Consider the following 26,129-nt stretch of genomic DNA (forward strand, 5'->3'; position numbering starts at 1 on the left):
CTAGGACAATGTGTAATTTCACGATTTGAAAAAATGAAGTTTTGGAAAAGTATCTTAGTCAATTAAACGAAGCCCAATTAGCACCAACTATTCAGAAAGATGGACCAATGATTGTCATTGCTGGTGCAGGTTCTGGTAAAACACGCGTACTTACATATCGTATTGCTTACCTGATGAGTCAAGGAGTAGATGCCTTTAATATTTTGGCATTAACCTTTACAAATAAAGCGGCTCGTGAGATGAAAGGTAGAATTGCTGATATCGTTGGTGATAGCGAGGCTAAAAACCTTTGGATGGGTACATTTCACTCAGTGTTTGCTAAGATTCTTCGCTTCGAAGGGCATCATTTAGGCTTTCCGAGTAACTTTACCATTTACGATACTCAAGATGCGCAAAAGCTAATCGGTTCTATAATAAAAGAAATGGGATTAGATAAGGATATCTACAAAACCAAACAGGTTTATGGTCGTATTTCTTCGTATAAGAATAGTCTCATTACAGTTAAAGCTTATTTTAGAAATCCAGAGCTTATGGAGGCTGATGCCATGGCACGTAGGCCAAAAATGGGAGAGATTTACAAAGAATATGTAGATCGTTGTTTTAAAGCGGGTGCAATGGATTTTGATGATTTGTTATTAAGAACTAACGAATTGTTAACACGTTTTCCTGCAGTATTGGCGCAATATCAAGACCGTTTTAGATACATTTTAGTAGATGAGTATCAAGATACCAACCACTCGCAGTATCTTATTGTTAGAGCTTTGTCTGATCGTTTTCAGAACATTTGTGTGGTAGGTGACGATGCGCAAAGTATCTATGCCTTTCGTGGTGCAAATATTAATAACATCCTTAATTTTCAGAAGGATTATGACGATGTAAAAGTTTATAGGTTAGAACAAAACTACCGTTCTACAAAGATGATTGTAGGTGCTGCAAACTCTGTTATAGAACACAATAAAACTAAGCTAGATAAAATTGTCTGGACAGCTAATGATGTTGGAGAACAGGTCATTGTGCATAGAACGATGACAGACGCAGACGAAGGTCGCTATGTAGCTAGTACCATTTGGGAAACCAAAATGAATAAGCAATTACAAAATAGTGATTTTGCAGTACTATATCGAACAAATGCGCAGTCTCGTGCTATTGAAGATGCTTTAAGAAAGCGTGATATTCCATATAGAATTTATGGAGGTTTGTCGTTTTATCAACGTAAAGAGATTAAAGATGTAACGGCTTATTTACGTTTAATTTTAAATACTTCAGACGAAGAGGCTTTAAAGCGTGTTATTAATTATCCAGCAAGAGGCATTGGTCAGACTACGGTAGATCGTTTAGTTGTAGCAGCCAATGCGACAGGAAAGACCATTTATGACATTATGAAAGATATTGATAGTGTATCTATCAATATTAATAATGGTACCAAAAATAAGCTAAAGGATTTTGTAACGTTGATAGAAAGTTACAAGGTTATGAACCAAAATGCTAATGCGTTTGAATTGGCAGAACACGTTGCTAAAACAAGTGGTCTTATACGCGAGTTAGGTAAGGATGGTACACCAGAAGGTGTTACTAAATTGGATAACGTTCAGGAATTATTGAATGGTATTAAAGATTTTGTTGAAGGGCAGATAGAAGTTGCAGATAGTACAGGTTCTTTAGCTGAGTTTTTAGAAGATGTGGCATTAGCAACGGATTTGGACGGTGATAAAGGCGATCCTAATCATGTGGCTTTAATGACTATTCACTTGGCAAAAGGTCTAGAGTTTCCTCATGTGTTTATTGTTGGTATGGAAGAAGATTTGTTTCCAAGTGCCATGAGTATGAATACCAGAAGTGAGCTTGAAGAAGAACGTCGCTTGTTTTATGTGGCTTTAACGAGAGCTGAAGAGCAAGCCTATCTTACTTATACAGTATCACGCTATCGATGGGGAAAACTAATTGATGCAGAGCCAAGCCGATTTATTGAAGAAATTGATGATGAATTTATAAACATCACAACTCCGTTAAAAGAGCAACGTTTCAACCCAATGTTAGATGCTTCAATTTTTGGTGACATTGAGCCTAATAAGGTCCGTTTTGCAAAACCAAAGTCTCCAAAGTTTAAAAAGAAAGAGACCAAGAAACCTGAGAAGTTTCAAATTAGTACTCCAAAAAAATTAAAGCCGGTAAGTCAGACCAATACTGGAGCTAATTTATTTGACACCAAATTAACGGTTGGCAATATTGTGAATCATCAACGTTTTGGTAGAGGGGAAGTTCTTAAAATTGAAGGAGCTGGTGGTGACTTAAAAGCCGAAATTAAGTTTGAAGGCGGAAGTACTAAAAAATTGCTTTTGCGTTTTGCTAAGCTAGAAATTATTTCTTAGTCTTTTAACGCAACCCTTTGTAGTTTTTCTCATCTAAAAATAAACTTTTCATTATGCTCAGAAGGCTTCATTTTGCGATTTGGTTAATACTAATCGCTGTTTTTAGTTGTGAAGACACTGAAATACAAAATAACATTAGAGTTTTGGTAACTGGTAATGTTACAGACCAAAACACACAACCAATTGCTAATGCAAGTATTCGAGTGTATGCAGATGCAGATGCCTTTGGTGCGGACCGTGTATTGTTAGGTGAAGGAGTAAGTGATGCTTCAGGAAATTTTAGTGTAACTGCTTTATTTGGACCAAATGAATTGTTTCTTGTAGATATTTCGTTTGGTGATCAATTTTCTACGTATCGCTATCAAACTAATACGGAAGAATTCACACCTAATAATCTTACTTTTAACTTGGAAACTGTTGAGTTGAAATCGATTACTAATTTCAATTATAATATTATAAGAGAAAGTGGAGAGGACAATACACTGCAATACAGTTTTTCATATTTTGATGCTGATTGTGTAGAGGTTTATGAGGATGGTGTTTTAAATGAAACTCAGAGTAATTGTAATAGCATGAGGTTTATAGGATCTACCTTAAATAATTTATCTCCTAATGCCGAAAACAGAAGCTTTGTTGTGCCATTACAATCTCAAGTTGAGTTTACCTATAGTCTTAATGAAGGTGATGAGGTTTCTGAAATTATAACCATTAATTCTGCTGATTATGCGTTTGAATTTAGCTACTAAAGTTTTAATTATTCTTGTGTTTGGTTTTCAGCTGAATGCTCAAAACGATAGTATAAGCCAAAATAAAAAAAACTCAAAAGTTCCTTTTTTGTTTGATGACGAACGTCAATATTTTGGAGCAATCTCAATAGCATATCAAAATCCAATGTCGTATGGAGACAATTTTATTGGCGAAGGATTTGAAGGTAAAGGAGGTTATAATTTTAAATTTCAGATTTATGTGTTCAAAAACTTCTTTGTAGGTTTTAGTTATGGCTTTAGCAATTTTAACAATATAAATACTGAATTGTTAGGTAATTATACTGAGAGTACTGTTGAAGAAATTTCTGGTGTAATCGGCTATGAGTTTATTCCGTTACCTAAAGTTAGGTTAGGTGTTAACACTTCGATTTTTGGAAATGCTACGTTAACAAATTCAATTCAATCTGGATATGGTAACAGAGATTTTGGTAAACTAAGAAACTTTGGAGTAACGTTAGAGTATGAGTTTGTTAGAAACTTAAATATACTGTTAGAATACAATTGGCGAAAAATAAAGACAGATATTAGGGTGCCAAATGAGTTGAAATCATTCTTTGAAGAAGGAACTTATAACACATTGAATGTTGGTCTAAAATTTAATTTTGGAAGTGCAGCATTTACAGAAAAGCTATCGTTTTAGTACCTAATAACAAGAAATCATTTTACCATACAAACTGAATTGATGTTGCCATCATCATCATATTCTTTAACAGAATTTGTAGGATCGGTAATCCACTCTCCATCGACAATAAATTTATAATGGTGTTTTCCTCCAGATAGACTTATGTTATAAACCCAACAATCATCAATTTTTGTCATTTCGCAATTATCCTCTGTCCAATCATTAAAATCACCACTAAGAATAACGGTGTCTGCATCTAGATAATCGCAAAGTTTAAATGTTACATTTTTCTGTATGTCAATTACTGAGTTGTAGCCTCCGTATTCGTTTTCAACCTTTGAAGGGTTTTGAGGATCTGTAATCCATAGGTTTTTATCAATAATAAATTTATACTGATAGATATCTGGTTTTAACTGCAAGGTTACTTCCCAGCCATCATCTATTGGCTTCATTTTAAAACCAGTTTCGTCCCAACGGTTAAAAGTGCCACTAAGAATAACTTTTTTGGCGTCTTTATATCCCTTTAGTTTAAAGGTAACATTGCCATAATCAGTTGCAAAAGCACTATAAAGTTTAAGGTTGTAAGTCATTAACCTCTGGCCTCCATAATCTCTAGCGTCTACAATATTTTCAAAATCTTCAGATGGTTCTGCCCAATGAAATCCATTGACAATAAACTTAAATTCCCAGTCAAAATCTGACGTAAAGATTGAAAGATCTCTTTTTAATTCATATATGGAGTCGCTGACTTTGGTCATTTTCCATTTGTCATTGTCTCTTGTCCAATCATTAAATTCTCCAGAAACGCACACGTATTCTATATCATCTCCATTATTCTTTATGTTTGGATAGTCGTTAACATTAAATATAAATGTAAGATTATCTCCTTCAATCTTGTAACCCTTTTTGTTTTGGGAATTAATGTTGATGGTTAAAAATAAAAGACCTAAAAAAGGTAGTAATATCTTATTTGTTATTGTCAAGGTTCAGTAATAGGATTTGCTATAAAATAAAGCTTCTTTTTTCTGTAATTAATTATTGTTCTCTTTTGTTTGAAGAATTCAAAACCTAAAACACCATCTAGATTAGTGCCGAAAGCAGTATTCATTTTTCTCAAATTAGTAATTACTGTTTTCATTGGTCCAAAGTAAATTGAATCTGTCAATTTTACTCTGTACAATTTTCCTGCCAAAACCTTTTTTTTCTTACCACTGGCACCTGTAAGCTTTAATTCTCTGCTTGGATAAAAGTAATCTAAAATTTCTGAATCTAAGTTTTTATTAAGTTGATTGTATTCTGCACCTGTATCTAAACCAAATACAACCTTTTTATCACCAACGTAGGCATCTAAAATTATAGTGTGTTTTTTTAGATTAAAATCTATGCTGTCCTCAATGGTTTCTGCATAAACTTTATCGGAGAGTTTATTTCCTTTTTTGTCAATTCTGGTTATGGTTAATTGATTTAAATGCATATCTATAAAGACTTCAAAATTTTTGAGAATACTGTAGCCTATAATACCTAGAAGTTTGATTTTCTTGGTTTTTTCAATATGAGATAAATCTATAACATCAGCGTTGAGTTTTTCTAGACTGATGTCATTAATGCTTAGTAGATTGAGATGTTTTTCTTTAACATCTTCAATGTTATCATTTATTCCACTTTTTTGCTCACTTTCATCAATAAAATTTCTTGTAGTTTTAAAATGAACGCTGTTTAAAATAAGTGCTTCAGAACCTGTATCTATAATAAAGTCGCCAACTTCATCAAGAATTTCTACTTCAACAACTATGAGTTGATCTATAACCTTAAAAGGTATACGCGTAGTAGAAGCATTAACAAATTCTGCTTTTGTAAAAAAGAAAGGAGGAACATCCTTTATAGGTTTTGTTTCTGTTGCAAAACTTTTTGCAAAAAACAAGAGTACGATGATTATTTTGATTGATTGATGCATACTATATAGACTGTAAATGCATATTAATTGTTACAGTTAAAAAAAAGATTATAATTTTTTTAGCATTTATACGTATCTTTAATTTATGGCAGAATTCATTAAAATATATCCTGAAAACCCGAACCCAAAAGCGGTTCAAAAAGTAGTTGAGGTTTTAAAACGAGGTGGTTTAGTTATTTATCCAACCGACACCGTATATGGTCTAGGCTGTGATATTACTAATATTAAGGCGCTTGAGCGTATTGCACAGATAAAGGGAGTAAAGCTCGAAAAGTCTAACTTTTCTTTTGTGTGTGAAGACTTGAGCAATCTTAGTGATTATGTTAAACAAATAAATACCTCGACCTTTAAAATTCTGAAACGTGCTTTGCCAGGTCCTTATACTTTTATTTTGCCAGGTTCTAAAAGTTTGCCAAATCCATTTAAGAAAAGAAAAACTGTTGGGATTAGGGTGCCAGATAATTCTATAGCATTAGCGTTGGTGAACGCCTTGGGTAATCCAATAGTATCAACGTCTATAAGAGATGAGGATGATATTATAGAATATACAACAGACCCAGAACTAATTTTAGAGAAGTGGAATAACTTAGTTGATTTGGTAATAGATGGTGGTTATGGTGGAAACGAAGCTTCTACTATTATAGACCTTTCAGATGAATCACCTAAAGTTGTAAGAGAAGGAAAAGGACCTCTAGATATTTTTTAGTATTGTTTTTACTCTTGCACTAATTGAGTAAAAAAGAATAAGAGAAATAATACCACAAACTAAAAAGCCAACAAATAAAGGTGTCACCGATTCTTTTACGAAACCACCTATAAAATTAGCAATTGGTACAGCCATTACTGTAGAAATAAATCCATTTAGTGCAGAACCTATACCTGCTATATGTCCCATAGGTTCCATAGCTAAAGCACGAAGGTTACCAAACAGAAATGCTACGCTGGCAAATTGTAACATAAAAAAGCCTATTAACACTTCAATACTAGGATTGCCAGAAAAACCAAACAAAATTACATAAGTAAGAGAAATGCCAATAAAGGATAGTAAGGCTACATTTACAAGATTACGCATTCCAAAACGCATTACCAAAGCACTATTAAGATAAGTAGCTAAGCCTATAGTTACAGCTAAACTTGCAAAAATGTAAGGAAAATATTCTCCCAAATCATATTGCACTTGAAATATTTGTTGCGCAGTACTAAGGTAAACCATAAAAGAGCCAGTAATTAAGCCAGAAAATAAAGTATAAATAACGGCAGGTTTTATTCTAAAAAACTCAATAGTTCCGCTTTTGAATATAGCAGGTCTAAACGTTTTCTTATATTCAGGTTTTAGAGTTTCTTTTTGTCTTTTCCAAAACCAAAACATTATTAGTAGACCAAAACCTAAGTTAAATGTAAAAATAGATTTCCAACCAAAATGTTGCATTAAAAACTGTCCAAGCATAGGTGCTACAACAGGAACCAAAATAAACGTCATTACCACAACAGATAAGATTTTTGCCATATGGTCACCACTATAGGAGTCTCTTACAATCGCAATACTCATAGTTCTTGGAGAAGATAATCCAATACCTTGCAATGCCCTACCTAAAAGCATCATTTCAAAACTTTTGGTCGTAATACAGATATAAGACGCAATGATAAAAACAAAAAAGCCAACATATACCATGGGCTTTCTTCCAAAACTATCTGAAAGTGGACCAAAAGCTAGCTGACCAATACCCAGACCTAAAAATATTGTTGTTATTAATTTTTGATTTTCAGTATCACCTAGACTTCCAATATGAGTTCCAATTGTAGGAAGAGCAGGCAATACAGCATCTATAGATAATGCTACAATAGACATTAGTGCAGCCATTAGTACAATAAACTCTAATTGAGATTGGTTTTCATTTTGCATAGGGCAAAAGTAAGTCAATTATTATCTATTTTTGAAGAGTTACCATACAATAACGCAACATTAACATTCAAATAACTGTTACCATGTTAACCAAAAACCTAATAAAATTATTCAAGCGGGATTTAACCAAATTAAAAGAAGAAATTCAACTCTACAATAAAGAATCTAACCTTTGGATTACAGATAAGTTAGTTTCTAATTCAGCTGGTAATTTAGCACTTCATTTAGTAGGTAACCTAAACCATTTTATTGGAACTGCCTTAGGAAATACAGGATATGTTAGGCAGAGAGACTTAGAATTTTCTTTAAAAAATATTTCTGTAGAAGAGTTAATAAAACAAATAAATGATACCATAATGGTTGTAGAAAACACCTTGAGTAGTTTAACGCAAAGTGATTTGGATAAGGAATACGAAAAAAATCCATTTAAAGAAAAGATGACAACTGAGTATTTTCTTTTGCATTTATCTATGCATCTGGCATATCATTTAGGGCAGATTAATTATCACAGACGTTTGTTAGACTAGAAAATATGGAATTTGAAAATTTTAAAATAAGACTTCTTCAACCAAACGAAGGCAAGGCATTTTTCAATCTTATAGAGAATAACAGAAGTCGTCTAGAGGATTTTTTTGCCGGTACAGTTTCAAAAACTAAAACCTTGGCAGATACACTTTTGTATTGTGAAGAAATTCAGGAAAAAATTAAAAATTTCAACTATTTACCTTATATGATAACGGATACAAATACAGGTGAATTTATTGGTCTTGTTGATGTAAAAAATATTGATAAAAACCTACCTAAAGCAGAGCTAGGATCATTTATCGATAAGCGTTACGAGAGTAAAGGTATAGTGACTGAAGCTGCTAAACTTGTAGTTGAACATATTGTAAAAGAGTATAAATTTATAAAGCTACTCTGTAGGGCTAATGCTAGAAATAAAGGAAGTATAGCTGTAATTGTAAAAAATGGATTTGAACTTGAAGGGACCATAAGAAGAGACTACAAAACGACCAAAGGAGAAGTGGTTGATCTAAATTATTACGGAAAGGTCTTTGATTAAAAGGTTTAGCACAGATTTACTATCGTTTTAAGACGATAATCCACATAAGAAATTTAAATGTTTTATATACAGATTGTTAAGAATTTGTTCATAAATATTTAGGTGATTTTTTCATTGTATAATCTTCAAAACAATGATAAAAATTAACCATTTTTTTGAATATATTTTTTCAAATAGGCTGTTTTATTGATGTTTATTTAACGTTATCTCAATGTTAATAAAAGTGTTAAAAAAAATGAAAATGTAGTCTCGAAAAAAGGAGGAATAAATTGGATATTTGACTTCGTCCAAATATTAATCTAAATACATTTTCCTCATGCAAATAACACATATCCAGAAACGGGATTTTTCAACAAAACCATTTCAACTTAATAAAATTACAAATGCAATTCTAAAGGCCATGACAGCACTAGAACATGGAAGTTTAGAAGATGCTGAGCGCATTTCTCAGAGTGTTTTAGATGTGTTATTAAAGCAAAAAGAAAAAGAGCCAAAGTATGTGCCAACAGTAGAAGAAATACAAGATGCTGTTGAGGATTCATTAATGAAAAATGAATTTTTTGATGTTGCTAAAGCATACATACTTTATAGAGATGAACAAGCAAGAAAACGTAAGACAAACATCTTTGAAAAACGAATTAACCTTAAGCCATATGAATATCCCGATTTATATGAGTATGTGCCCGCAATAAGGCATTCGTATTGGATTCATACAGAGTTTAATTTTACAAGTGATATTCAGGACTTTAAAGCAGGATTGTCAGACGTAGAACGTAGTGCAATTAAAAACACTATGCTTGCTATCTCTCAAATAGAAGTAGCAGTAAAATCATTTTGGGGAGACATTTATCATAAAATGCCAAAACCAGAGATAGGGTCTGTTGGTGCAACATTTGCTGAGAGTGAAGTAAGACATCATGATGCATACTCACATCTATTAGAGATTTTAGGTCTTAACAAAGAATTTAAGGACTTAAAGAAAAAACCTGTGATAATGCGTCGTGTTCAGTATTTAGAAACTGCATTAAAGAATTCTAAAAGTGAAGATAATAGAGCATATGCAGATGCAGTTTTATTATTCTCATTATTTATAGAGCATGTATCTCTATTTTCTCAGTTCCTTATTATAATGGCATTCAATAAGCATAAGAATGTATTAAAAGGTGTTTCTAATGTAGTTGAAGCAACATCAAAAGAAGAGCAAATCCATGGTGATTTCGGAATAGATATTATTAAAATTATCAAAAACGAAAACCCAGAATGGTTTGATGAAGATTACAATGCAACTGTTCAGGATATGTGTAGAGAGGCCTTTGATGCAGAAAGTAAAATTGTAGACTGGATTTTTGAAAAAGGAGAAATAGACTTCTTACCAAAAGCAGTTGTAAATGAATTCCTTAAAGATAGATTTAATAGATCTTTAAATAGTATTGGAATAGATACAATATTTGATACAGACGAAAAATTATTAGCAGAGACTGAATGGTTTGATGATGAAATAATAGGAACCAAACATGGTGATTTCTTCGTGAAGCGATCAATCAACTACAGCAAAAGAACCCAGAGTATAACCAGTGATGACCTTTTTTAAAAATGATAGAACAAAACCAGATTAATAGCGCGAACAGTACAGAAAGTAAAGTAGAAAACGAATTAATAAACGCAAGAAAAAAATCGTTACAACAACTAAAAACCAAAACAGATGGTGACTTTAGTTGGTTAACAGATCATAGTCGTAAATTTTTAGCATCTGGCTACCTTACTGAAGGTGTGTCTGCAGAAGAGCGCATTAAAGAAATTGCAGACAGAGCAGAACAAATTTTAGGAATTCCTGGTTATGCAGATAAGTTTTTTAACTACATGTCTCTAGGCTACTTTTCCTTGTCATCACCAGTATGGTCTAACTTTGGGAAAGAAAGAGGTCTTCCTATATCTTGTTTTGGCTCGCATGTAGATGATGATATGGGTAATATTTTATATACCCAATCAGAAGTAGGTATGATGTCAAAACTTGGCGGAGGTACTTCTGGTTACTTTGGTAAAATAAGACATCGTGGTGCTGCTGTAAAAAATAATGGTCAGGCTTCTGGTGCTGTACATATTATGCAGTTGTTTGAGTCTATGGTCGATGTTGTAAGTCAAGGGTCTGTGCGTCGTGGACGTTTTTCACCATACTTGCCAATAGATCATCCAGACATTATGGAGTTCTTAGAAATAGGTACTGAAGGAAATCCAATCCAAGAGCTAACACATGGTGTTACAGTTACTAACGATTGGATGCAAGAAATGATTGATGGTGATGTAGAAAAACGTACGGTTTGGGCAAAAGTATTACAGAGAAGAGGTGAAATGGGTTACCCTTACATCTTCTTTACAGATAATGCTAATAATGGTGCTGCAGACGTCTATCAAGACAAAAAGATGCCAATCTATGCGAGTAACCTGTGTACAGAAATTATGTTGCCATCTAATGATGACTGGTCTTTTGTATGCTGTTTATCTTCACTAAATGTATTGCATTACGAAGATTGGAAAGATACAGATGCTGTAGAGACTATGATCTATTTCTTAGATGCAATAATCACTGAATTTACAGAGAAATTAGAGCGTTATAAGAATTCTCCAAACAAAGACGATCAGCAAACATTCCTATTTATGGAGCGTGCTTATAACTTTGCAAAAGATAACAGAGCATTAGGTTTAGGTGTTTTAGGGTGGCATTCTTTACTTCAGTCTAAGATGTTAGCATTTAACAGTCAGGAGGCATTTAATTTGAATAGTGAGATATTTAAAGTTATAAAGGAGAAATCTTACAAGGCATCTGAAGAATTAGCTGCTCAGTTTGGAGAACCAGCAGTTTTAAAAGGCTATGGTAGAAGAAATACAACCTTAAATGCTGTTGCGCCAACAACATCTTCTGCGTTTATTTTAGGACAAGTATCTCAAGGTATTGAGCCAATCTGGTCTAACATCTATGTAAAAGATATTGCAAAGATTAAGACAACGATTAAGAACCCATATTTAGAAGCATTTTTAGAGTCTAAAGGTCAAAACACGACTGAAGTATGGAGAAGTATTAGAGATTTCGATGGTTCTGTACAGCATTTAGATTTTATGACTGAGGAAGAAAAAGATGTCTTTAAAACTTATTCTGAAATCGATCAAATGGATATTATCTATCAAGCAGCTAATAGACAAAACCATATTGATCAAGGACAGTCAGTTAATATAATTATACATCCAGATATGTCTGTGAAGGAGATTAACAAAATCCACGTTACAGCATGGAAATTAGGTTTAAAGTCACTATACTATCAACATAGTATGAATGCTGCTCAGAAGTTTAAGCAAAAGAAAGAATGTGCAAGCTGTGAAGCTTAAATTCTAAAGTATATAGTATAAAAAAACCCGATTGAAAAATCGGGTTTTTTTTATTAATGTAAGTAAAAATTATAATGGAATGTTACCATGCTTACGTTTAGGCTTATTAACTTCTTTATTCTCAAGCATACTAAATGCTTTTATTAGTTTTCTTCGTGTATTTTGTGGTAAAATAACTTCATCAATGTAACCACGTTCTGCCGCACTATAAGGGTTAGCAAAAAGTTCTGCGTATTCAGCTTCTTTTTCTTTCCATTTCGCTTCAGGATCTTCTGCAGCAGAAATTTCACGTTTAAAAATAATTTCAGCAGCACCTTTGGCTCCCATTACGGCAATTTCAGCATTTGGCCAAGCAAAGTTCATATCCGCACCTATGTGTTTAGAGTTCATTACATCATAGGCTCCTCCATACGCTTTACGTGTAATTACAGTAACTCTTGGTACAGTAGCTTCACTAAATGCATATAATAACTTGGCACCATGTACAATGATGCCATTCCATTCTTGATCCGTTCCAGGTAAGAAACCAGGTACATCTTCTAATACTAACAATGGAATATTGAAAGCATCACAAAAACGCACAAATCTAGCGGCTTTTTTAGAACTTTTTACACCTAAAACACCTGCTAAAAACATCGGCTGATTGGCAACAATACCAATTGATTTTCCACCAAGTCTTGCAAAACCAACTATAATGTTTTCAGCATAATCTTTATGAATCTCATAGAATGAATTTTCATCAATAATACCTTCTATAACACTGTGCATATCGTAAGGTTTATTAGGATTATCAGGAACTATATCAGAAAGACTTTCTCTAATTTCTTCTTTAAGTTCAAACTCTAAATCTTCTGGTTTTTCTCTGTTACTTTGTGGTAGATAACTTAATAGTTTTTTGATATCCTCAAGACATTCGACATCATTTGCAGAAGTTTTGTGGGCAACTCCAGATTTGGTAGAATGTACACTTGCACCACCAAGTTCTTCACTTGTTACTTCTTCGTTGGTTACAGTTTTTACAACATTTGGACCAGTTACAAACATGTAGCTTGTATCTTGAACCATAATAGTGAAATCGGTCATGGCAGGTGAGTATACAGCACCACCAGCACAAGGTCCCATTATAGCGGAAATCTGAGGAATAACACCTGATGCTTGAACATTTCTGTAAAAAATGTCAGCATAACCTCCTAGAGAGCGTACACCTTCTTGGATACGTGCTCCACCAGAATCGTTAAGACCTATAATTGGTGCACCAACGTTAACAGCCATGTCCATGATTTTGCAGATTTTTTCGGCATGTGTTTCAGATAGAGAACCACCAAAAACCGTGAAATCTTGCGCGAAAACATAAACTAAACGTCCATCTACAGTACCATAACCTGTTACTACACCATCTCCATAGAATTTTTGGTTTTCCATACCAAAGTCTTTAGTTCTATGTGTTACCAAAGCGCCAATTTCTTCAAAAGAACCTTCATCTAATAGGTAGAGAATACGCTCTCTTGCTGTTAATTTTTTCTTTTGGTGTTGTTTATCTATTCGTTTTTGACCTCCACCTAATTTAGATAAGGCCATTTTTTCATTTAGTGTTTTTATTTTAGAACTCATAGTATCTTAATTAGGTAGTCTTAGTAATTTTTGGTCTGCTAAATATTGCTTCAAGGCTAATTTGGCAGCAATTTCTGCTTCAGCCTTATGCTGCTCTTCTAAAAGGCTAGGTGAGTAGTACTTCTTCACAAAATGAGTGTCGAAGTTTCCACTTCTAAACGCATCGTGCTCACAAACAAAACGACCAAAAGGTAATGTAGTTTGTACGCCTTTAACGTGATAGTTATCAATTGCTTTTATCATAAGCTCAATAGCTTCTGCACGTGTTTTGCCATAAGTGATAAGTTTAGATAGCATTGGATCATAATAGATTGGTACGTCCATACCTTCTTCGAAACCATTATCTACACGAATATTTTCACCAACAGGTAATTGATAAACTTCCAAATTACCAACGCTTGGTAAGAAATCATTCATAGGATCTTCGGCATACACACGAAGCTCTAAGGCATGACCATTAATTTTTAGGTCTTCTTGTTTAATGTCTAAAACTTCACCACGAGCTACTTTAATCTGAAGCTCGACTAAATCTACACCAGCAATCCACTCTGATACAGGATGCTCTACCTGTAGTCTCGTGTTCATTTCTAAGAAATAGAAATTATGGTCGGCATCCATTAAAAATTCAACTGTACCAGCACCAACATAATCACAAGAACGTGCTACGTTTATAGCTGCTTGTCCCATTTTTTCTCTTAATTCTGGAGTTAATATGGCAGAAGGCGCTTCTTCAACTACCTTTTGATGACGACGTTGTACAGAACACTCGCGTTCAAAGAAATGAACAATATTACCATGTGTATCTGCCATCACCTGGATTTCGATGTGTCTTGGTGAGGTTACATATTTTTCAACAAAAACAGAACCATCACCAAATGCAGAAGTAGCCTCACTAATGGCACGTTTCATCTGGCTTTCAACATCTTTTTCGTTTTCAACAATACGCATTCCTTTTCCACCACCACCTGCAGCTGCTTTAATAAGAATAGGTAAGCCAATTCGTTTCGCGATTTCAACAGCTTCTTTTGGGTCGGTAACGGCATGATCTACACCAGGTACCATTGGAATATCGTAATCTTTAACAGCATCTTTAGCTGCTAATTTATCTCCCATCATTTTTATGGCTTTAGAACGTGGACCAATAAAAATAACATCATTTTTTTCGCATAACTCAGCAAAATCTGCATTTTCACTTAAGAAACCGTAACCAGGATGAATACCATCGACATTTAAAGATTTTGCAACTTCAATAATTTTATCTCCTTTAAGGTAAGATTGATTAGATGGTGCAGGACCAATGCAAACAGCTTCGTCTGCAAATTTTACATGAGGTGCATTTCTATCGGCTTCAGAAAATACAGCGACAGTTTTTATTCCCATTTTTTTTGCAGTTCGCATCACACGAATTGCAATTTCGCCACGATTGGCAACTAATATTTTTTTCATATGAGTTTCTTTTGGCGTCACTTCGAGTGATTTTTGATAAAAAATCTTACCGAGAAGTTCTCGATACATTTTGTTCATACTTCACAAAACACTCGAACTGACTCATCATTTTATTCGAATTCGATTAAAAGTGCATTTTTTTCAACAGTATTTCCCTGACTGACTTTGATAGATTTTATAACTCCATCGCGAGGTGAGTTGATAACGTTTTCCATTTTCATGGCTTCAAGAATTAATAACGGATCATTCTCTTTAACTTCTTGAGCTTCTGTTACATTAATCTCTAAGATTAATCCAGGCATAGGTGCTTTAATATCGTTTACTTTTTTAGAAGCACCAATTTCAAAGCCTAGAGCAACTATTTGCTGATCTAATGCATCGTTTAGTGCAACATCATAAGTGTTGTTATTAACTTTAACACTGTATGTTTTTTTGTTGAAATCTGAGCTAACAATGTTAGCTTTAATTGAACTGTTGTTTTGAAGAATATGATACTTATTTGTTGAGGTTTCAACAGCATCAAGTTGGTCTACTGCTTCTTCGGTTACATCAAACTCATAAGAAGCATTAACTTTTGCTTTATACATATGTAGAGGTTTATTAAACTTTGGCTAAGTTATATTTTAATGGACTTCTAAAATATGAAATAAATCATGTTTACAGAAAGACTTTAAGAGATTATAACATTTTAATGACAGTGTAAATTGTGTTTTCTAATCGGTTTTAAATGTTGAGTTATCTTGATGTCTGCGAATCGCTTTTCTTGATAAAATAACACCAATAATTAAGGACACAAAGGCACCAATTGAGATACCAGGAATAAATCGTATAAACAGGAAGAAGTCATAAGCGCCATGAAACAATACTGCTAAAAATAAACCAGCCATATTGAGTTTTATTCTATTGTTTGAAAATTTTGCCAATCCCATAAAATAACCCATTAAAACTCCAAAGGTTGCATGTGCTGGTACAGCAGTAAAAGCTCTTAAGATTGCAGTTTCGTAACCACCTTGTAAAACATACATGATGTTCTCTGTACAAGCAAAACCCATTGATACCATCACTGCATATATAATACCATCATAGGGCTCATTAAATGCTTTTTTTGGTTGGGCAAAATACTTTACAATAACATATTTACTAAATTCCTCAGAAAGGGCTACAACCACAAAAGCCTGAATAAATTGTTGCCAAACGCTATATTCATCCGTAATAGGAATAAAGCGTCCTGTAAAAATATAAAGGATAGTTACAATAATAATGCTAACTATTGCACCAAAAAGAAAATTAGCAATTAAAAGCCCAACTGGTTCTTTTTCATATTTATCATGAAAATAAATGTAAATGATTATCGTAAATATTGGTGCAACAGCACATAGAATTAAATTCATAGTTCTAGTTGGGCTTTAATTGCATCTAAGATAAAACTATAATACGATTTGTTGGTTGGTATAAAGTGATTGTTTGTTTCACTTTGACTTAACAAAGTCTCAAACTCATCAAAAGTAACAAGTTTTAAAGCCTCAACCTCTTCTTCTTGTGGCTTCAAATCCGATAGATTTACTTTTAATTCTGCAATATAAACCTGATGAAATTCATTATCTTGAATAGTCCCGTTAGCATAAGAACTTTCATGAAGTTTTGTGCCTACTTTAATCAATTCTTCAGGCTTTAATGTCAGTCCGATTTCTTCTTTTGTTTCTCTTAGAGCAGCATCTGCAAAAGTTTCTCCAGCATCTATATGTCCCGCTGCTGAAACATCCCAAAGTAATGGATGAATTACCTTTTTATGGGAGCGTTGTTGTAATAAAATTTCATCATTTTTGGTGTATAGCCAGAGATGGATTGTATTGTGGTACCAACCGTTTTTATGGGCTTCAGATTTAAGGGCAGTTTTACCGGTTGGTTCACCTGTTGCAGTAACTATGTCTATGTATTCGTCCATATAAAATAAAGACGGTCTGAAAAGCATTTTTTGTCAATCTGAACTTGTTTCAGATTCTGAAATACACTTCGACTGCGCTCAGTGGGACAATTCAGAATGACAGTTTTCCTACTTCTCAGACCGTCTTTTTTAATTATTTAAAATAGCTAAACGTTTCTCCGTCTTTAATTTTTAGAAGCGTTTCATAAATGAGTTTTATGACGTTTTCAACATCATCTTTATGAACCATCTCCACCGTTGTATGCATGTAACGCAATGGTAAAGAGATTAGGGCAGAAGCTACACCACCATTACTGTATGCAAAGGCATCAGTATCTGTACCTGTAGCTCTCGATAATGCAGCACGCTGAAAAGGTATTTTCTTTTCTTCAGCAGTATCTGTAATTAAGTCTCTTAACTTTTGTTGCACAGCAGGAGCATAAGCAACCACAGGACCATCACCAATTTTTGCTAAACCTTGCTTCTTAGGGTCTATCATTGGTGTTGTGGTATCGTGAGTTACGTCAGTAACAATAGCTACATTTGGTTTAATAGTTTGAGTAATCATTTCCGCACCACGTAAGCCAATTTCTTCTTGTACAGAGTTGGTTATGTAAAGTCCAAAAGGTAATTTCTTTTTGTTTTCGTGTAGTAAACGTGCCACTTCAGCAATCATAAAACCACCCATTCTATTATCTAGTGCTCTACAAACAAATTTGTCTTTGTTAAGAATATGAAATTCATCAGGATATGTAATAACACAACCTACATGAACTCCCATTTTTTCAACTTCATCTTTGTCTTTTGCGCCAATATCTATGCAAATGTTATCTGGTTTTGGTGGTTCTTCTTTAGATTTATTACGAGTATGTATGGCAGGCCAACCAAACACACCTTTTACAATACCCTTTTTGGTATGGATGTTTACAACTTTACTTGGTGCAATCTGGTGGTCGCTACCTCCATTTCTTATCACGTACAATAAACCGTTGTCTGAGATGTAATTAACATACCAAGAGATTTCATCAGCATGTCCTTCTATTACAACTTTGTATTTTGCCTTAGGATTTATAACTGCTACAGCAGTTCCGTAAGTATCTGTTATAAATTCATCTACATACGGTTTTAGATAATCCATCCATATTTTTTGCCCATCCCATTCGTAACCTGTAGGTGAGGCATTATTTAAATATTTTTCTAAAAAGTCCATCGACTTTTTGTTGAGTAATTGCTTTTTAGCCATTGGTAAAAATTTTCCTTAAAAATAATAATATTAATACGATTTTAGGGTTAAAGGAAGTAATAATTGTTAATTTTGAATTCCCTGAAATTTGTTTTTTGGAACGGTTTTAGATATCAATTTCAACATGAAGTATATAACTTACATAATGTTGCTGTTTTCTGCTTTAGTTTTTGCTCAGGAAGATCCTGTGGAGCAAGATTCTACAGCGGTACATTATATGATTATTGAAGGGGATTCTATTCCTGTTACTGAAGTTGAGTTAGATGAAGTTTTAATGCTTCCTAATCTTAGTTTTAAAGACAGAAAAGCACGTATTAGATATGTTGTTTTGAGACGAAAAACTCATAAGGTTTTTCCTTATGCTAAATTAGCAGCAGAACGTTTAGAAACTCTACAAAAACGATTAGATTTATTAGAGCGAAAACGCGATAGAAAAAAGTATGCTAAAGTAATACAACGGTATATTGAAGATGAGTTTTCTGCTGAGCTAAAAAAACTAACAAAAACCGAAGGACAAATACTGGTGAAACTTATACACAGACAAACTGGAAAAACAACCTTTGATCTTATTAAAGAGTTGCGAAATGGTTGGCGTGCCTTTTGGTTTAATAGTACAGCAAAATTGTTTAATATTTCTTTAAAGGAAGAGTTTGATCCTTTAGTAGTAGAAGAGGATTATTTAATTGAAGATATTTTACAACGAGCGTTTCAAAATGGCATATTAGAAAAACAAGAACCAGCATTTGAAATAGACTATTATGCTTGTGTAAATAAATGGTCTAAATCTAAAAAGAAATCTAACAAATCTGAATAATTAATGCGTACACAAACCAAACTAGAGGAACAACTAAACGCTTGGTCTCATGGTATTGGTGCTGCCCTGGGAATTGTTGCTTTGGTTTTACTTATTGTGTTTTCTGATAACAAGACAAAACCTTGGAGTCTTTTTAGTGTCATTGTTTATGGTATATCTATAATTATCCTGTTTTTAGCATCTACATTTTATCATGCTGTAAAAGGGGAGAAGCGCAAGCATTATTTTAGAATTGTAGATCATATAAGCATATATTTACTTATTGCAGGTACTTATACTCCAGTACTGTTAATAACACTTAGAGAGAGTAATGGCTGGCCATTGTTTTGGGTGGTTTGGGGAATTGCTGCTTTTGGACTAATCTTAAAACTCTTTTTTACAGGTCGATTTGAACTTTTTTCTACACTATTATACCTCGTGATGGGTTGGTTAATTGTTTTTGACTATTCTAACCTAGCTGATGCGATTGGACCAACTGGTGTTTTGTGGTTATTTGCTGGTGGTTTGTCTTACACAGTAGGTATTGTCTTTTATGCAATCCAAAGAATTCCTTATAATCATGTTATTTGGCATTTGTTTGTATTAGGAGGTGCTATTTGCCACTTCTTTATGATTTTTAATCATGTGATATAGCTATAAATTGAGTGAGTTGTTGTTTATAAACTCTAAAAATTTAGGTTTGTATTGTTCTGAAACGGTTATACGCTGTTTATTGATGATAATCTGACTACGCTCAATAACATCAATATTATTAAGAGAAACAATGAAGGAGCGGTGGACACGCATAAATTGTGTACTGGGTAATTCTTCTTCCAAAGATTTCAAACTCATTAAGGTTAGAATTGGCTTTGGGTTATCTTTTAACCATATTTTTATATAATCTTTTAAACCTTCAAAATAGAGTACATCATCTAGCTTAATACGTAGTTGCTTATATTCAGACTTTACAAATAAGAATTCTTTTTCTTTTGAAATAATTTGAGCTTCATTAGATTTTCCTTTAACAAGATTAAACCATTTTTGTGCCTTGTTTACAGCAGCCAGAAATTCAGCATAATCAAAAGGTTTTAGTAGATAGTCTATTGCATCAACCTTAAATCCCTCTAGCGCATAATGATCAAAGGCCGTTGTGAAAATTACACGTGTGTTATCTGGCAACATTTTAGAGAACTCTATTCCTGTTAAATCGGGCATTTGTATGTCTAAAAAAAGTAAGTCTACAGGATGCTCTTTAATAAATTGCATTGCCTCAATAGCACTACTACATTTAGTTTTAAGCTCTAAAAACGGCGTCTTTTCAATATAGCTTTCAACTAAATTTAATGCCATAGGTTCATCATCTACAGCTACACAAGATATTTTTAGAGTACTCATAAATTATGTGGTTTCTATTTCTAAAGTTACTGAAAATAAGCCGTTTTCAACAGATGTATTAAAGGTATAATTATCTGCATATAAAAGTTGTAAACGCTTTTCTAAGTTTTGTAATCCAATACCTGAACCACTCTTGTCATCTACTTTTTTCGGAAAATTATTATTTAGTGTTTTGAAACTTACGGTTTTGCCTTCCAATACCATTGAAATTTCTATTTGACTCTCTTGACTAGCCGAAACACCATGCTTAAAGGCATTTTCTATCAATGAAATGAATAATAAAGGTGCTATTTTTATTCCAATTTCTTCCTTAGGAAAACTATAACTCACAGTTGTTTTATCAGATACACGCAACTTCATTAATTCAATGTACTTGGTCATAAAATCGATTTCTTTTGATAGTGAAATCAACTCAACATTGGTTTCGTAAAGCATATACCGCATTAATTTGCTTAAACTGTGAATAGAAGTTTTTGCTTCTTCTGGTGAAATATCTACCAACGCATAAATATTGTTTAATGAATTGAAAAAGAAATGCGGTTGCAATTGATAGTGCAAATGCTGTAATTCTGATTTTAGTTTAAAATTAGCGGCTTCCTTACGTTCAGCTTCTGTTTTTACCCAGCGTTTTGTCGTTTTTATAGCTATTGAAAATAGCAGAGGTGCTACATACGACAACATTTGTACATAAATAAATAGTTTTACTGGTGGGCCTTCACCATCACCTTCTGGTCGTTTTCTATTAACTTGTTCAAAAAAGGTGTTTTCTATAACATCTTTAAGGTAGACAAATAGCACTATCATCAGAAGGTTGAATACTATAAAAAGAACCATTTTTTTAGTAAACAAATACCGATCAACTAAAACAAAATAGTTTGTATAGAAAATTACGGCATAAAATATCATTGGTACAATAAAATGAGCAATCACTCTATTGATATCTTCTTGTCCATAAGCCAAAACAAATGGAGTAGAAAATAAAACCAACCATACTAATAAGTGCGCAAATAGAGTTATTTTATTGTTTTTAGACATAAGACTATTTTATTCGTAGCGTAAAGCTGTTATAGGATCTAAAGCAGAAGCTTTTCTAGCAGGATACCATCCAAAAAATATTCCGGTAATAGCACATACTGCAAAAGAAATAATAATAGAATACATAGCTACGCTTGTAGGCCAATTTAAGAAATTTTCAATGAAAACTGTTGCGCCTAAACCTAATAATACGCCTAGTAAACCACCAGTAATACTTATTAAAATGGCCTCGATTAGAAACTGCATCAAAATATCTGAACCTTTACCACCAACAGCCATACGCAACCCTATTTCTTTAGTACGCTCTTTTACAGATACGTACATAATGTTCATGATACCAATACCTCCAATTAAAAGTGAAATTCCTGCAACAGCAACTAGCAATACGGTCAGCATTTCACTTGTGGATCTAAATGTAGAAATTAATTCTTCCATAGAGCGTACTGTAAAATCATCTTCTTCATTATCTAATAGTTTGTGCTGAATTCTTAGAATATCTGTTAGTTGTTCTACAGCTTCAGGTGCATCATCTTCACTAATAGCTGAAGCCATAATTTGATTTAAATAATCGATAGCTAAAATACGTTTTTGCACAGTTGAAAAAGGAGCAATGACAATATCGTCTTGGTCTTGCCCAAAGGTGTTTTCACCCTTTTCTTCTAAAACACCAATTACTTTGAAAGGAATATTATTAAAACGAATCATTTGACCTACAGGGTCTTCGCCATTTGGAAATACATTATCTACAACGGTTTGACCAATTAAAGCAACTTTTGAAGCTGTTTTTACTTCAGCATCAGTAAACATACTTCCGCTTTGTAAACCAACAACCTTAATGTCTAAATATTCAGGATAAACACCATATATTGAGCTAGGCCAATTGTTAGAACCGCTAATAATCTGTCCGCTACTATTAACCATTGGTGTTATGTAACTTAATAGTTTACTCTGTTCTTTTATGGCTTCGTAATCATTTAGTGTAAGTGTTTGTACATTTCCTCCACTTCCTCGCGCTGGACCTCTATCATCAGCGCCTGGTCTTATTGTAATCATGTTAGAGCCCATACTTGATATGGTAGTACGAATACTCTCTTTAGAGCCTTCTCCAATTGCTAACATTGTTATTACAGAAGCAACACCAATGATAATACCAAGCATCGTAAGCAAGGTTCTCATTTTATTTAAAATGATTGCTTTGTAAGCTATTTTAAGTAAGTTTAATAGTCTCATAACTAATGATTTTCTAAAGATAGTTTTGCCAAGTGTTCTGCAGCAGATTGTACCTTATGGTTTTTGTAATCCTGTAAAATTTCCCCATCCTTTAACACAACAGTTCTACTGCTAAACGCAGCAATATCTGGCTCGTGTGTAACGAATGTTATTGTAATGCCTTTTGCGTTTAATTCTTGAAACAATGTCATTATTTCGTAAGATGTTTTGGTGTCAAGGTTTCCAGTGGCTTCATCTGCTAAAATCATTACAGGATTATTAACCAATGATCTTGCAATGGCTACGCGTTGTTGTTGTCCTCCTGAAAGTTGCGAAGGAGTGTGGTGCAGCCGTTCGCCCAAACCAACCATCTCTAAAGCTTTGATTGCACGTTTCCTTCGCTCTTCAGAAGTTACTTTACTGTTATATAATAAGGGTAATTCTACATTTTCTATAGCACTTGTACGTGCTAGTAAGTTGTATGATTGAAAGATGAATCCAATCTTTTCATTTCTAATTTTTGCCAATTCATTTTTAGATAAATCTTTCATCTTAACTCCATCAATTTCATAATTTCCTGATGTTGGCTGATCCAAACAACCTAAAATGTTAAGCATTGTACTTTTACCAGAGCCACTAGAGCCCATAATGGTTACAAACTGACCTTCTTCAATAGTAAATGAAATCCCTTTTAAAGCGTGTACGGTTTCTGATCCCATGGTAAATTGACGCTTTAAGTCTTCTATTTTTATAATTTCTTTAGCCATTATGATTTACTCTTTTTGTTAGATCCAGGTGGTTTTGGCATAAAAGGGCTTTCGCTAGTTGCTTCAGATGTAATTTCTGCAGTACTGCTGCCTTCTTTAAGACTATACACCAGCTTCTCTCCTTTAGAGATACCTTCTAAAATTTGAACGTTTACACCATCACTTGCGCCAAGTTTTACAGGTTTAGGCTCTATGGTTTTATCATTATTTAGTACCCAAAGTATAGTTTGTTCTTCTTTTTTATTTGTTGCGTTATTGTCTGATGGGTTTGGTGTTTCTAAGTTATTTTGTTCTATGTATTGTGACATTAATGCTGTTTCTGGCTTAAAGTTTACTGCTTTTGCTTGCGTTGTTAATACATCTTTTAGCTCTAAAGTATAAATAGAGATTGTAGCTGTTAATCCTGGTTTTAGTTTTAAATCAGGGTTGTGTGCTTTTATTACCACAGTATAGGTTACTACATTAGATGTCGTTGTTGGGTTGAGCCTAACTTGTGTAACCTCACCTTCAAATGTTTCTCCTATATAAGCATCTACAGTAAAGGACACGCGTTGACCTTCTTTTACATTTCCTATATCAGCTTCATCAACATCTGCTTCTACCTGCATTTCTTTTAAATCTTGAGCAATAGTAAATAGGGTAGGTGTGCTATAGCTTGCAGCAACGGTTTGGCCTTCATCAATATCTCTCGATAACACCACACCATCAATTGGTGAGTAAATATTGGCATAGCCCAAGTTTGTTCTTGCAGTTTGAAGCTCTGAATAACGTTGTGTTACAGTACCTTTGGCTGTTTGGTAACTGTAAAGTGCATCGTCATAATCGGCTTTACTAATTACCTGGTTGTCAAAAAGAGTTTTTTGTCTGTTGTAAATAGTTTCGGTATAGTTTTTTTGACTCAAAGCATTGTCGTAATTGGCTTGTGCTTGCACGACTGAAGCTTTTAAATTAGTCTTGTCTAATTCAGCGATAAGTTGCCCTTCTTTAACTTCACTATTATAATCTACATAGATTTTTTCTACAACTCCAGAGACTTGAGTACCAACCTCTACTTGTGTTATTGGTTCTATGGTGCCAGTTGCAGTAACTAAGTTAGTGACATTGCCTGTTGTTGCTACTATGGTTTTTGCTTCAACGATTACTGTTTGGCTTGGTTTTAATAAAAGATAAAGGACCAATGCAATAATAGCTAATGTTATCGTTGCGGTAATTATTTTTTTATTTGTTTTCATAATTTTTATGATTAAAGAGTTATGGCATTTCCTTGATAAAATTCTAATAATTGATGATAGAGTATATTCAGGTATTTGGCTTGCAAATAATCCTGTTGTGCACCTGTATATGTATTTTGACTGATGACTAAATCTGTTGTACTTAATCCACCTAACTCATACTTTTTTTGTGCTAAATTGTATGATTGCTTTGCAGCTTCCATAGATGCTTCTGCTGCAACAAGTTGTTCTTGAGACGATAATGCATTTTGGTATGCAGTTTCAACCTTTAGGTAGATTTCCTTTTCGGTAGATTGTTTAGCAACTTTAGCTTTCTCTATATTAACTTCAGCTGTTTTTACGGCTGTTTTAGTTTGATTTCTGTTAAATATTGGAATGCTTAATGATAAGCCAATACGCTGATTAAAGTTGACATTAAACTGATCTGAAAATGTATTATCATCTATACTTGTATACCCAGAGCCAAGGCTAGAGGTTAAAGATAGTGTTGGCAGGTAGCCACCTTTTGCAATATCTAGCCCTTTTTCACTGGCTTCTATGTTTAGGTTACTTGCATTAACTTCTGGTAAAATTCCTAGAGCTCTATTATATATCGTAATTTTATCTAATAGGATGGATGAATAGTCGGTACCTTCATCTAACGTTTCAATTTCTATATTTTGAGTAGGGTTTAGCTCTAGTAACTGTTTTAAAGCTATGATATATTGTTGGAGTGTGTTTTTGGCATTGATTAAAGCATATTTGTTTGTTGCAGCCTGACTTTGAGCTTCGGTATAATCACTTAAAGCAATAGTACCAGCATCTAATCTTGCCTTTGCACGTTCTACTTCTTGCTCTGTAGATTTTAAGTTGTTTTCTGCAATGGTAATCCCTTCTTTAGCATGCAAAATTTGAAGGTAATTTTCTAAAACACTGAGTATAATATTATTTTTTGCTTCTTCTTCTAAAAAGTGACTTTGAGTAACCAGTAAGGCGTTTTGTGCAATCTGATTGTTAATTTGATTTCCTTGAAATAAAGTTATAGAACTGCTTAAACCAACATTGGTACTATGTATTTGGTCACTTACATAATCACTAGTAATAGGGTCAATTGAATTGCCATTTGTAAAACTTTGAGAAGCTGAACCAAAAAGGTTTGGTAATCTTGAAGATTTAGCTTCATAATAGTTAACATCTGCCTGAGATTTGTTTAAAGTGGCATCTTTTATTGTAATGTTATTTTCAATGGCATAAGCAATGCAGTCTTGCAGTGTCCATATTTGTTTTGTTGAAGAGTTTTCTGTCTGTGCAAATCCTATTTGCACTATGAATACTATTAATATAATTTGAAGTCGTTTCATCAGACGTGTATTTTAATTTACACATCAAATGTGAAACAAAAGGCTACCTTAATAAAGTATAATAGACGTTTAAGG

At 33.5% G+C, this 26,129-nt stretch carries 25 protein-coding genes; 10 read left to right on the forward strand and 15 right to left on the reverse strand.

Features of this window, described 5'->3' with window-relative positions; genetic code table 11:
- Positions 1–41: 41 nt before the first annotated feature.
- The 3 genes from V1468_RS10930 to V1468_RS10940 are packed head-to-tail and all read left to right on the forward strand — an operon-like array spanning position 42 to position 3,776.
- Complete coding sequence (locus tag V1468_RS10930) at positions 42–2,369, forward strand: ATP-dependent helicase (RefSeq protein WP_331810279.1); 2,328 nt, start codon at positions 42–44, stop codon at positions 2,367–2,369.
- Positions 2,370–2,422: 53 nt separating this feature from the next.
- Complete coding sequence (locus tag V1468_RS10935) at positions 2,423–3,115, forward strand: carboxypeptidase-like regulatory domain-containing protein (RefSeq protein ID WP_331810280.1); 693 nt, start codon at positions 2,423–2,425, stop codon at positions 3,113–3,115.
- The gene (locus tag V1468_RS10940; RefSeq protein ID WP_331810281.1) at positions 3,093–3,776 is read left to right on the forward strand and encodes a hypothetical protein; all 684 of its coding nucleotides are present in this window, start codon (positions 3,093–3,095) and stop codon (positions 3,774–3,776) included. The genes V1468_RS10935 and V1468_RS10940 overlap by 23 nt, the downstream gene beginning before the upstream one ends.
- Positions 3,777–3,793: 17 nt before the next feature.
- Here V1468_RS10940 and V1468_RS10945 read toward each other — a convergent pair whose 3' ends face one another.
- Both V1468_RS10945 and V1468_RS10950 read right to left on the reverse strand, forming a co-directional pair.
- Positions 3,794–4,741 carry a hypothetical protein gene (locus V1468_RS10945; RefSeq protein WP_331810282.1) on the reverse strand — a complete coding sequence of 316 codons (948 nt, stop codon included), beginning with the start codon at positions 4,739–4,741 and terminating at the stop codon, positions 3,794–3,796.
- Entirely contained in the window at positions 4,738–5,712 is a 975-nt protein-coding gene (locus tag V1468_RS10950; RefSeq protein ID WP_331810283.1) for a pepsin/retropepsin-like aspartic protease family protein, read from the reverse strand. Before V1468_RS10950 ends, V1468_RS10945 begins: the two co-directional genes overlap by 4 nt.
- Positions 5,713–5,797: 85 nt before the next feature.
- Here V1468_RS10950 and V1468_RS10955 point away from each other — a divergent pair, with 85 nt between their 5' ends.
- Entirely contained in the window at positions 5,798–6,418 is a 621-nt protein-coding gene (locus V1468_RS10955; RefSeq protein WP_331810284.1) for an L-threonylcarbamoyladenylate synthase, read from the forward strand.
- Here the strand turns inward: V1468_RS10955 and V1468_RS10960 are convergent.
- Entirely contained in the window at positions 6,404–7,615 is a 1,212-nt protein-coding gene (locus V1468_RS10960) for a multidrug effflux MFS transporter (RefSeq protein ID WP_331810285.1), read from the reverse strand. The two genes, V1468_RS10955 and V1468_RS10960, sit on opposite strands and share 15 nt — an antisense overlap.
- 83 nt (positions 7,616–7,698) lie before the next feature.
- On the opposite strand from V1468_RS10960, the gene V1468_RS10965 reads away from it, so the two are divergent.
- From V1468_RS10965 to V1468_RS10980, 4 genes are all read left to right on the forward strand, one after another.
- Positions 7,699–8,142 carry a DinB family protein gene (locus V1468_RS10965; protein ID WP_331810286.1) on the forward strand — a complete coding sequence of 148 codons (444 nt, stop codon included), beginning with the start codon at positions 7,699–7,701 and terminating at the stop codon, positions 8,140–8,142.
- A gap of 5 nt (positions 8,143–8,147) precedes the next feature.
- On the forward strand, positions 8,148–8,678 hold the full coding sequence (locus tag V1468_RS10970) for a GNAT family N-acetyltransferase (RefSeq protein ID WP_331810287.1): 531 nt from the start codon (positions 8,148–8,150) through the stop codon (positions 8,676–8,678).
- A gap of 316 nt (positions 8,679–8,994) precedes the next feature.
- Positions 8,995–10,269, forward strand: coding sequence for a ribonucleotide-diphosphate reductase subunit beta (locus tag V1468_RS10975; protein ID WP_331810288.1), 1,275 nt, complete (start codon positions 8,995–8,997; stop codon positions 10,267–10,269).
- Between the two features lie 2 nt (positions 10,270–10,271).
- Entirely contained in the window at positions 10,272–12,059 is a 1,788-nt protein-coding gene (locus tag V1468_RS10980; RefSeq protein ID WP_331810289.1) for a ribonucleoside-diphosphate reductase subunit alpha, read from the forward strand.
- Positions 12,060–12,128: 69 nt separating this feature from the next.
- Here V1468_RS10980 and V1468_RS10985 read toward each other — a convergent pair whose 3' ends face one another.
- From V1468_RS10985 to V1468_RS11010, 6 genes are all read right to left on the reverse strand, one after another.
- Entirely contained in the window at positions 12,129–13,670 is a 1,542-nt protein-coding gene (locus V1468_RS10985; protein ID WP_331810290.1) for an acyl-CoA carboxylase subunit beta, read from the reverse strand.
- Positions 13,671–13,676: 6 nt separating this feature from the next.
- The gene (gene accC, locus V1468_RS10990) at positions 13,677–15,116 is read right to left on the reverse strand and encodes an acetyl-CoA carboxylase biotin carboxylase subunit (RefSeq protein ID WP_331810291.1); all 1,440 of its coding nucleotides are present in this window, start codon (positions 15,114–15,116) and stop codon (positions 13,677–13,679) included.
- Between the two features lie 110 nt (positions 15,117–15,226).
- A complete protein-coding gene (locus V1468_RS10995) occupies positions 15,227–15,703 on the reverse strand; it encodes an acetyl-CoA carboxylase biotin carboxyl carrier protein subunit (protein ID WP_331810292.1) in 477 nt (158 codons plus the stop codon).
- Positions 15,704–15,829: 126 nt separating this feature from the next.
- Positions 15,830–16,507, reverse strand: coding sequence for a PrsW family intramembrane metalloprotease (locus V1468_RS11000; protein WP_331810293.1), 678 nt, complete (start codon positions 16,505–16,507; stop codon positions 15,830–15,832).
- A complete protein-coding gene (locus tag V1468_RS11005) occupies positions 16,504–17,061 on the reverse strand; it encodes an NUDIX hydrolase (RefSeq protein WP_331810294.1) in 558 nt (185 codons plus the stop codon). Before V1468_RS11005 ends, V1468_RS11000 begins: the two co-directional genes overlap by 4 nt.
- 133 nt (positions 17,062–17,194) lie before the next feature.
- A complete protein-coding gene (locus V1468_RS11010) occupies positions 17,195–18,283 on the reverse strand; it encodes a M42 family metallopeptidase (protein ID WP_331810295.1) in 1,089 nt (362 codons plus the stop codon).
- 124 nt (positions 18,284–18,407) lie between these two features.
- On the opposite strand from V1468_RS11010, the gene V1468_RS11015 reads away from it, so the two are divergent.
- Entirely contained in the window at positions 18,408–19,097 is a 690-nt protein-coding gene (locus tag V1468_RS11015) for a DUF4294 domain-containing protein (protein WP_331810296.1), read from the forward strand.
- A 3-nt stretch (positions 19,098–19,100) separates the two neighbouring features.
- Positions 19,101–19,730, forward strand: a complete 630-nt coding sequence (trhA, locus tag V1468_RS11020; protein WP_331810297.1) for a PAQR family membrane homeostasis protein TrhA — start codon at positions 19,101–19,103, stop codon at positions 19,728–19,730.
- On the opposite strand, the gene V1468_RS11025 is transcribed toward trhA, so the two are convergent.
- Genes V1468_RS11025 through V1468_RS11050 form a run of 6 tightly spaced genes read right to left on the reverse strand, consistent with a single transcriptional unit; the run spans position 19,731 to position 26,054 of the window.
- A complete protein-coding gene (locus V1468_RS11025; RefSeq protein ID WP_331810298.1) occupies positions 19,731–20,471 on the reverse strand; it encodes a LytR/AlgR family response regulator transcription factor in 741 nt (246 codons plus the stop codon).
- A gap of 3 nt (positions 20,472–20,474) precedes the next feature.
- Positions 20,475–21,506 (reverse strand): sensor histidine kinase, encoded by a 1,032-nt coding sequence (locus tag V1468_RS11030; protein ID WP_331810299.1) that lies wholly within the window; start codon positions 21,504–21,506, stop codon positions 20,475–20,477.
- Positions 21,507–21,515: 9 nt separating this feature from the next.
- A complete protein-coding gene (locus V1468_RS11035) occupies positions 21,516–22,736 on the reverse strand; it encodes an ABC transporter permease (protein ID WP_331810300.1) in 1,221 nt (406 codons plus the stop codon).
- 2 nt (positions 22,737–22,738) lie between these two features.
- The gene (locus V1468_RS11040; RefSeq protein WP_331810301.1) at positions 22,739–23,482 is read right to left on the reverse strand and encodes an ABC transporter ATP-binding protein; all 744 of its coding nucleotides are present in this window, start codon (positions 23,480–23,482) and stop codon (positions 22,739–22,741) included.
- Positions 23,482–24,714 carry an efflux RND transporter periplasmic adaptor subunit gene (locus tag V1468_RS11045; RefSeq protein WP_331810302.1) on the reverse strand — a complete coding sequence of 411 codons (1,233 nt, stop codon included), beginning with the start codon at positions 24,712–24,714 and terminating at the stop codon, positions 23,482–23,484. The genes V1468_RS11040 and V1468_RS11045 overlap by 1 nt, the downstream gene beginning before the upstream one ends.
- Positions 24,715–24,725: 11 nt before the next feature.
- Positions 24,726–26,054: a TolC family protein gene (locus V1468_RS11050; protein WP_331810303.1), complete on the reverse strand. Its 1,329-nt coding sequence runs from the start codon at positions 26,052–26,054 to the stop codon at positions 24,726–24,728.
- Between the last annotated feature and the right edge of the window lie 75 nt (positions 26,055–26,129).

This window comes from Winogradskyella poriferorum (genome assembly GCF_036553625.1).
In the GTDB taxonomy this organism is placed as follows: Bacteria; Bacteroidota; Bacteroidia; order Flavobacteriales; family Flavobacteriaceae; genus Winogradskyella; species Winogradskyella poriferorum.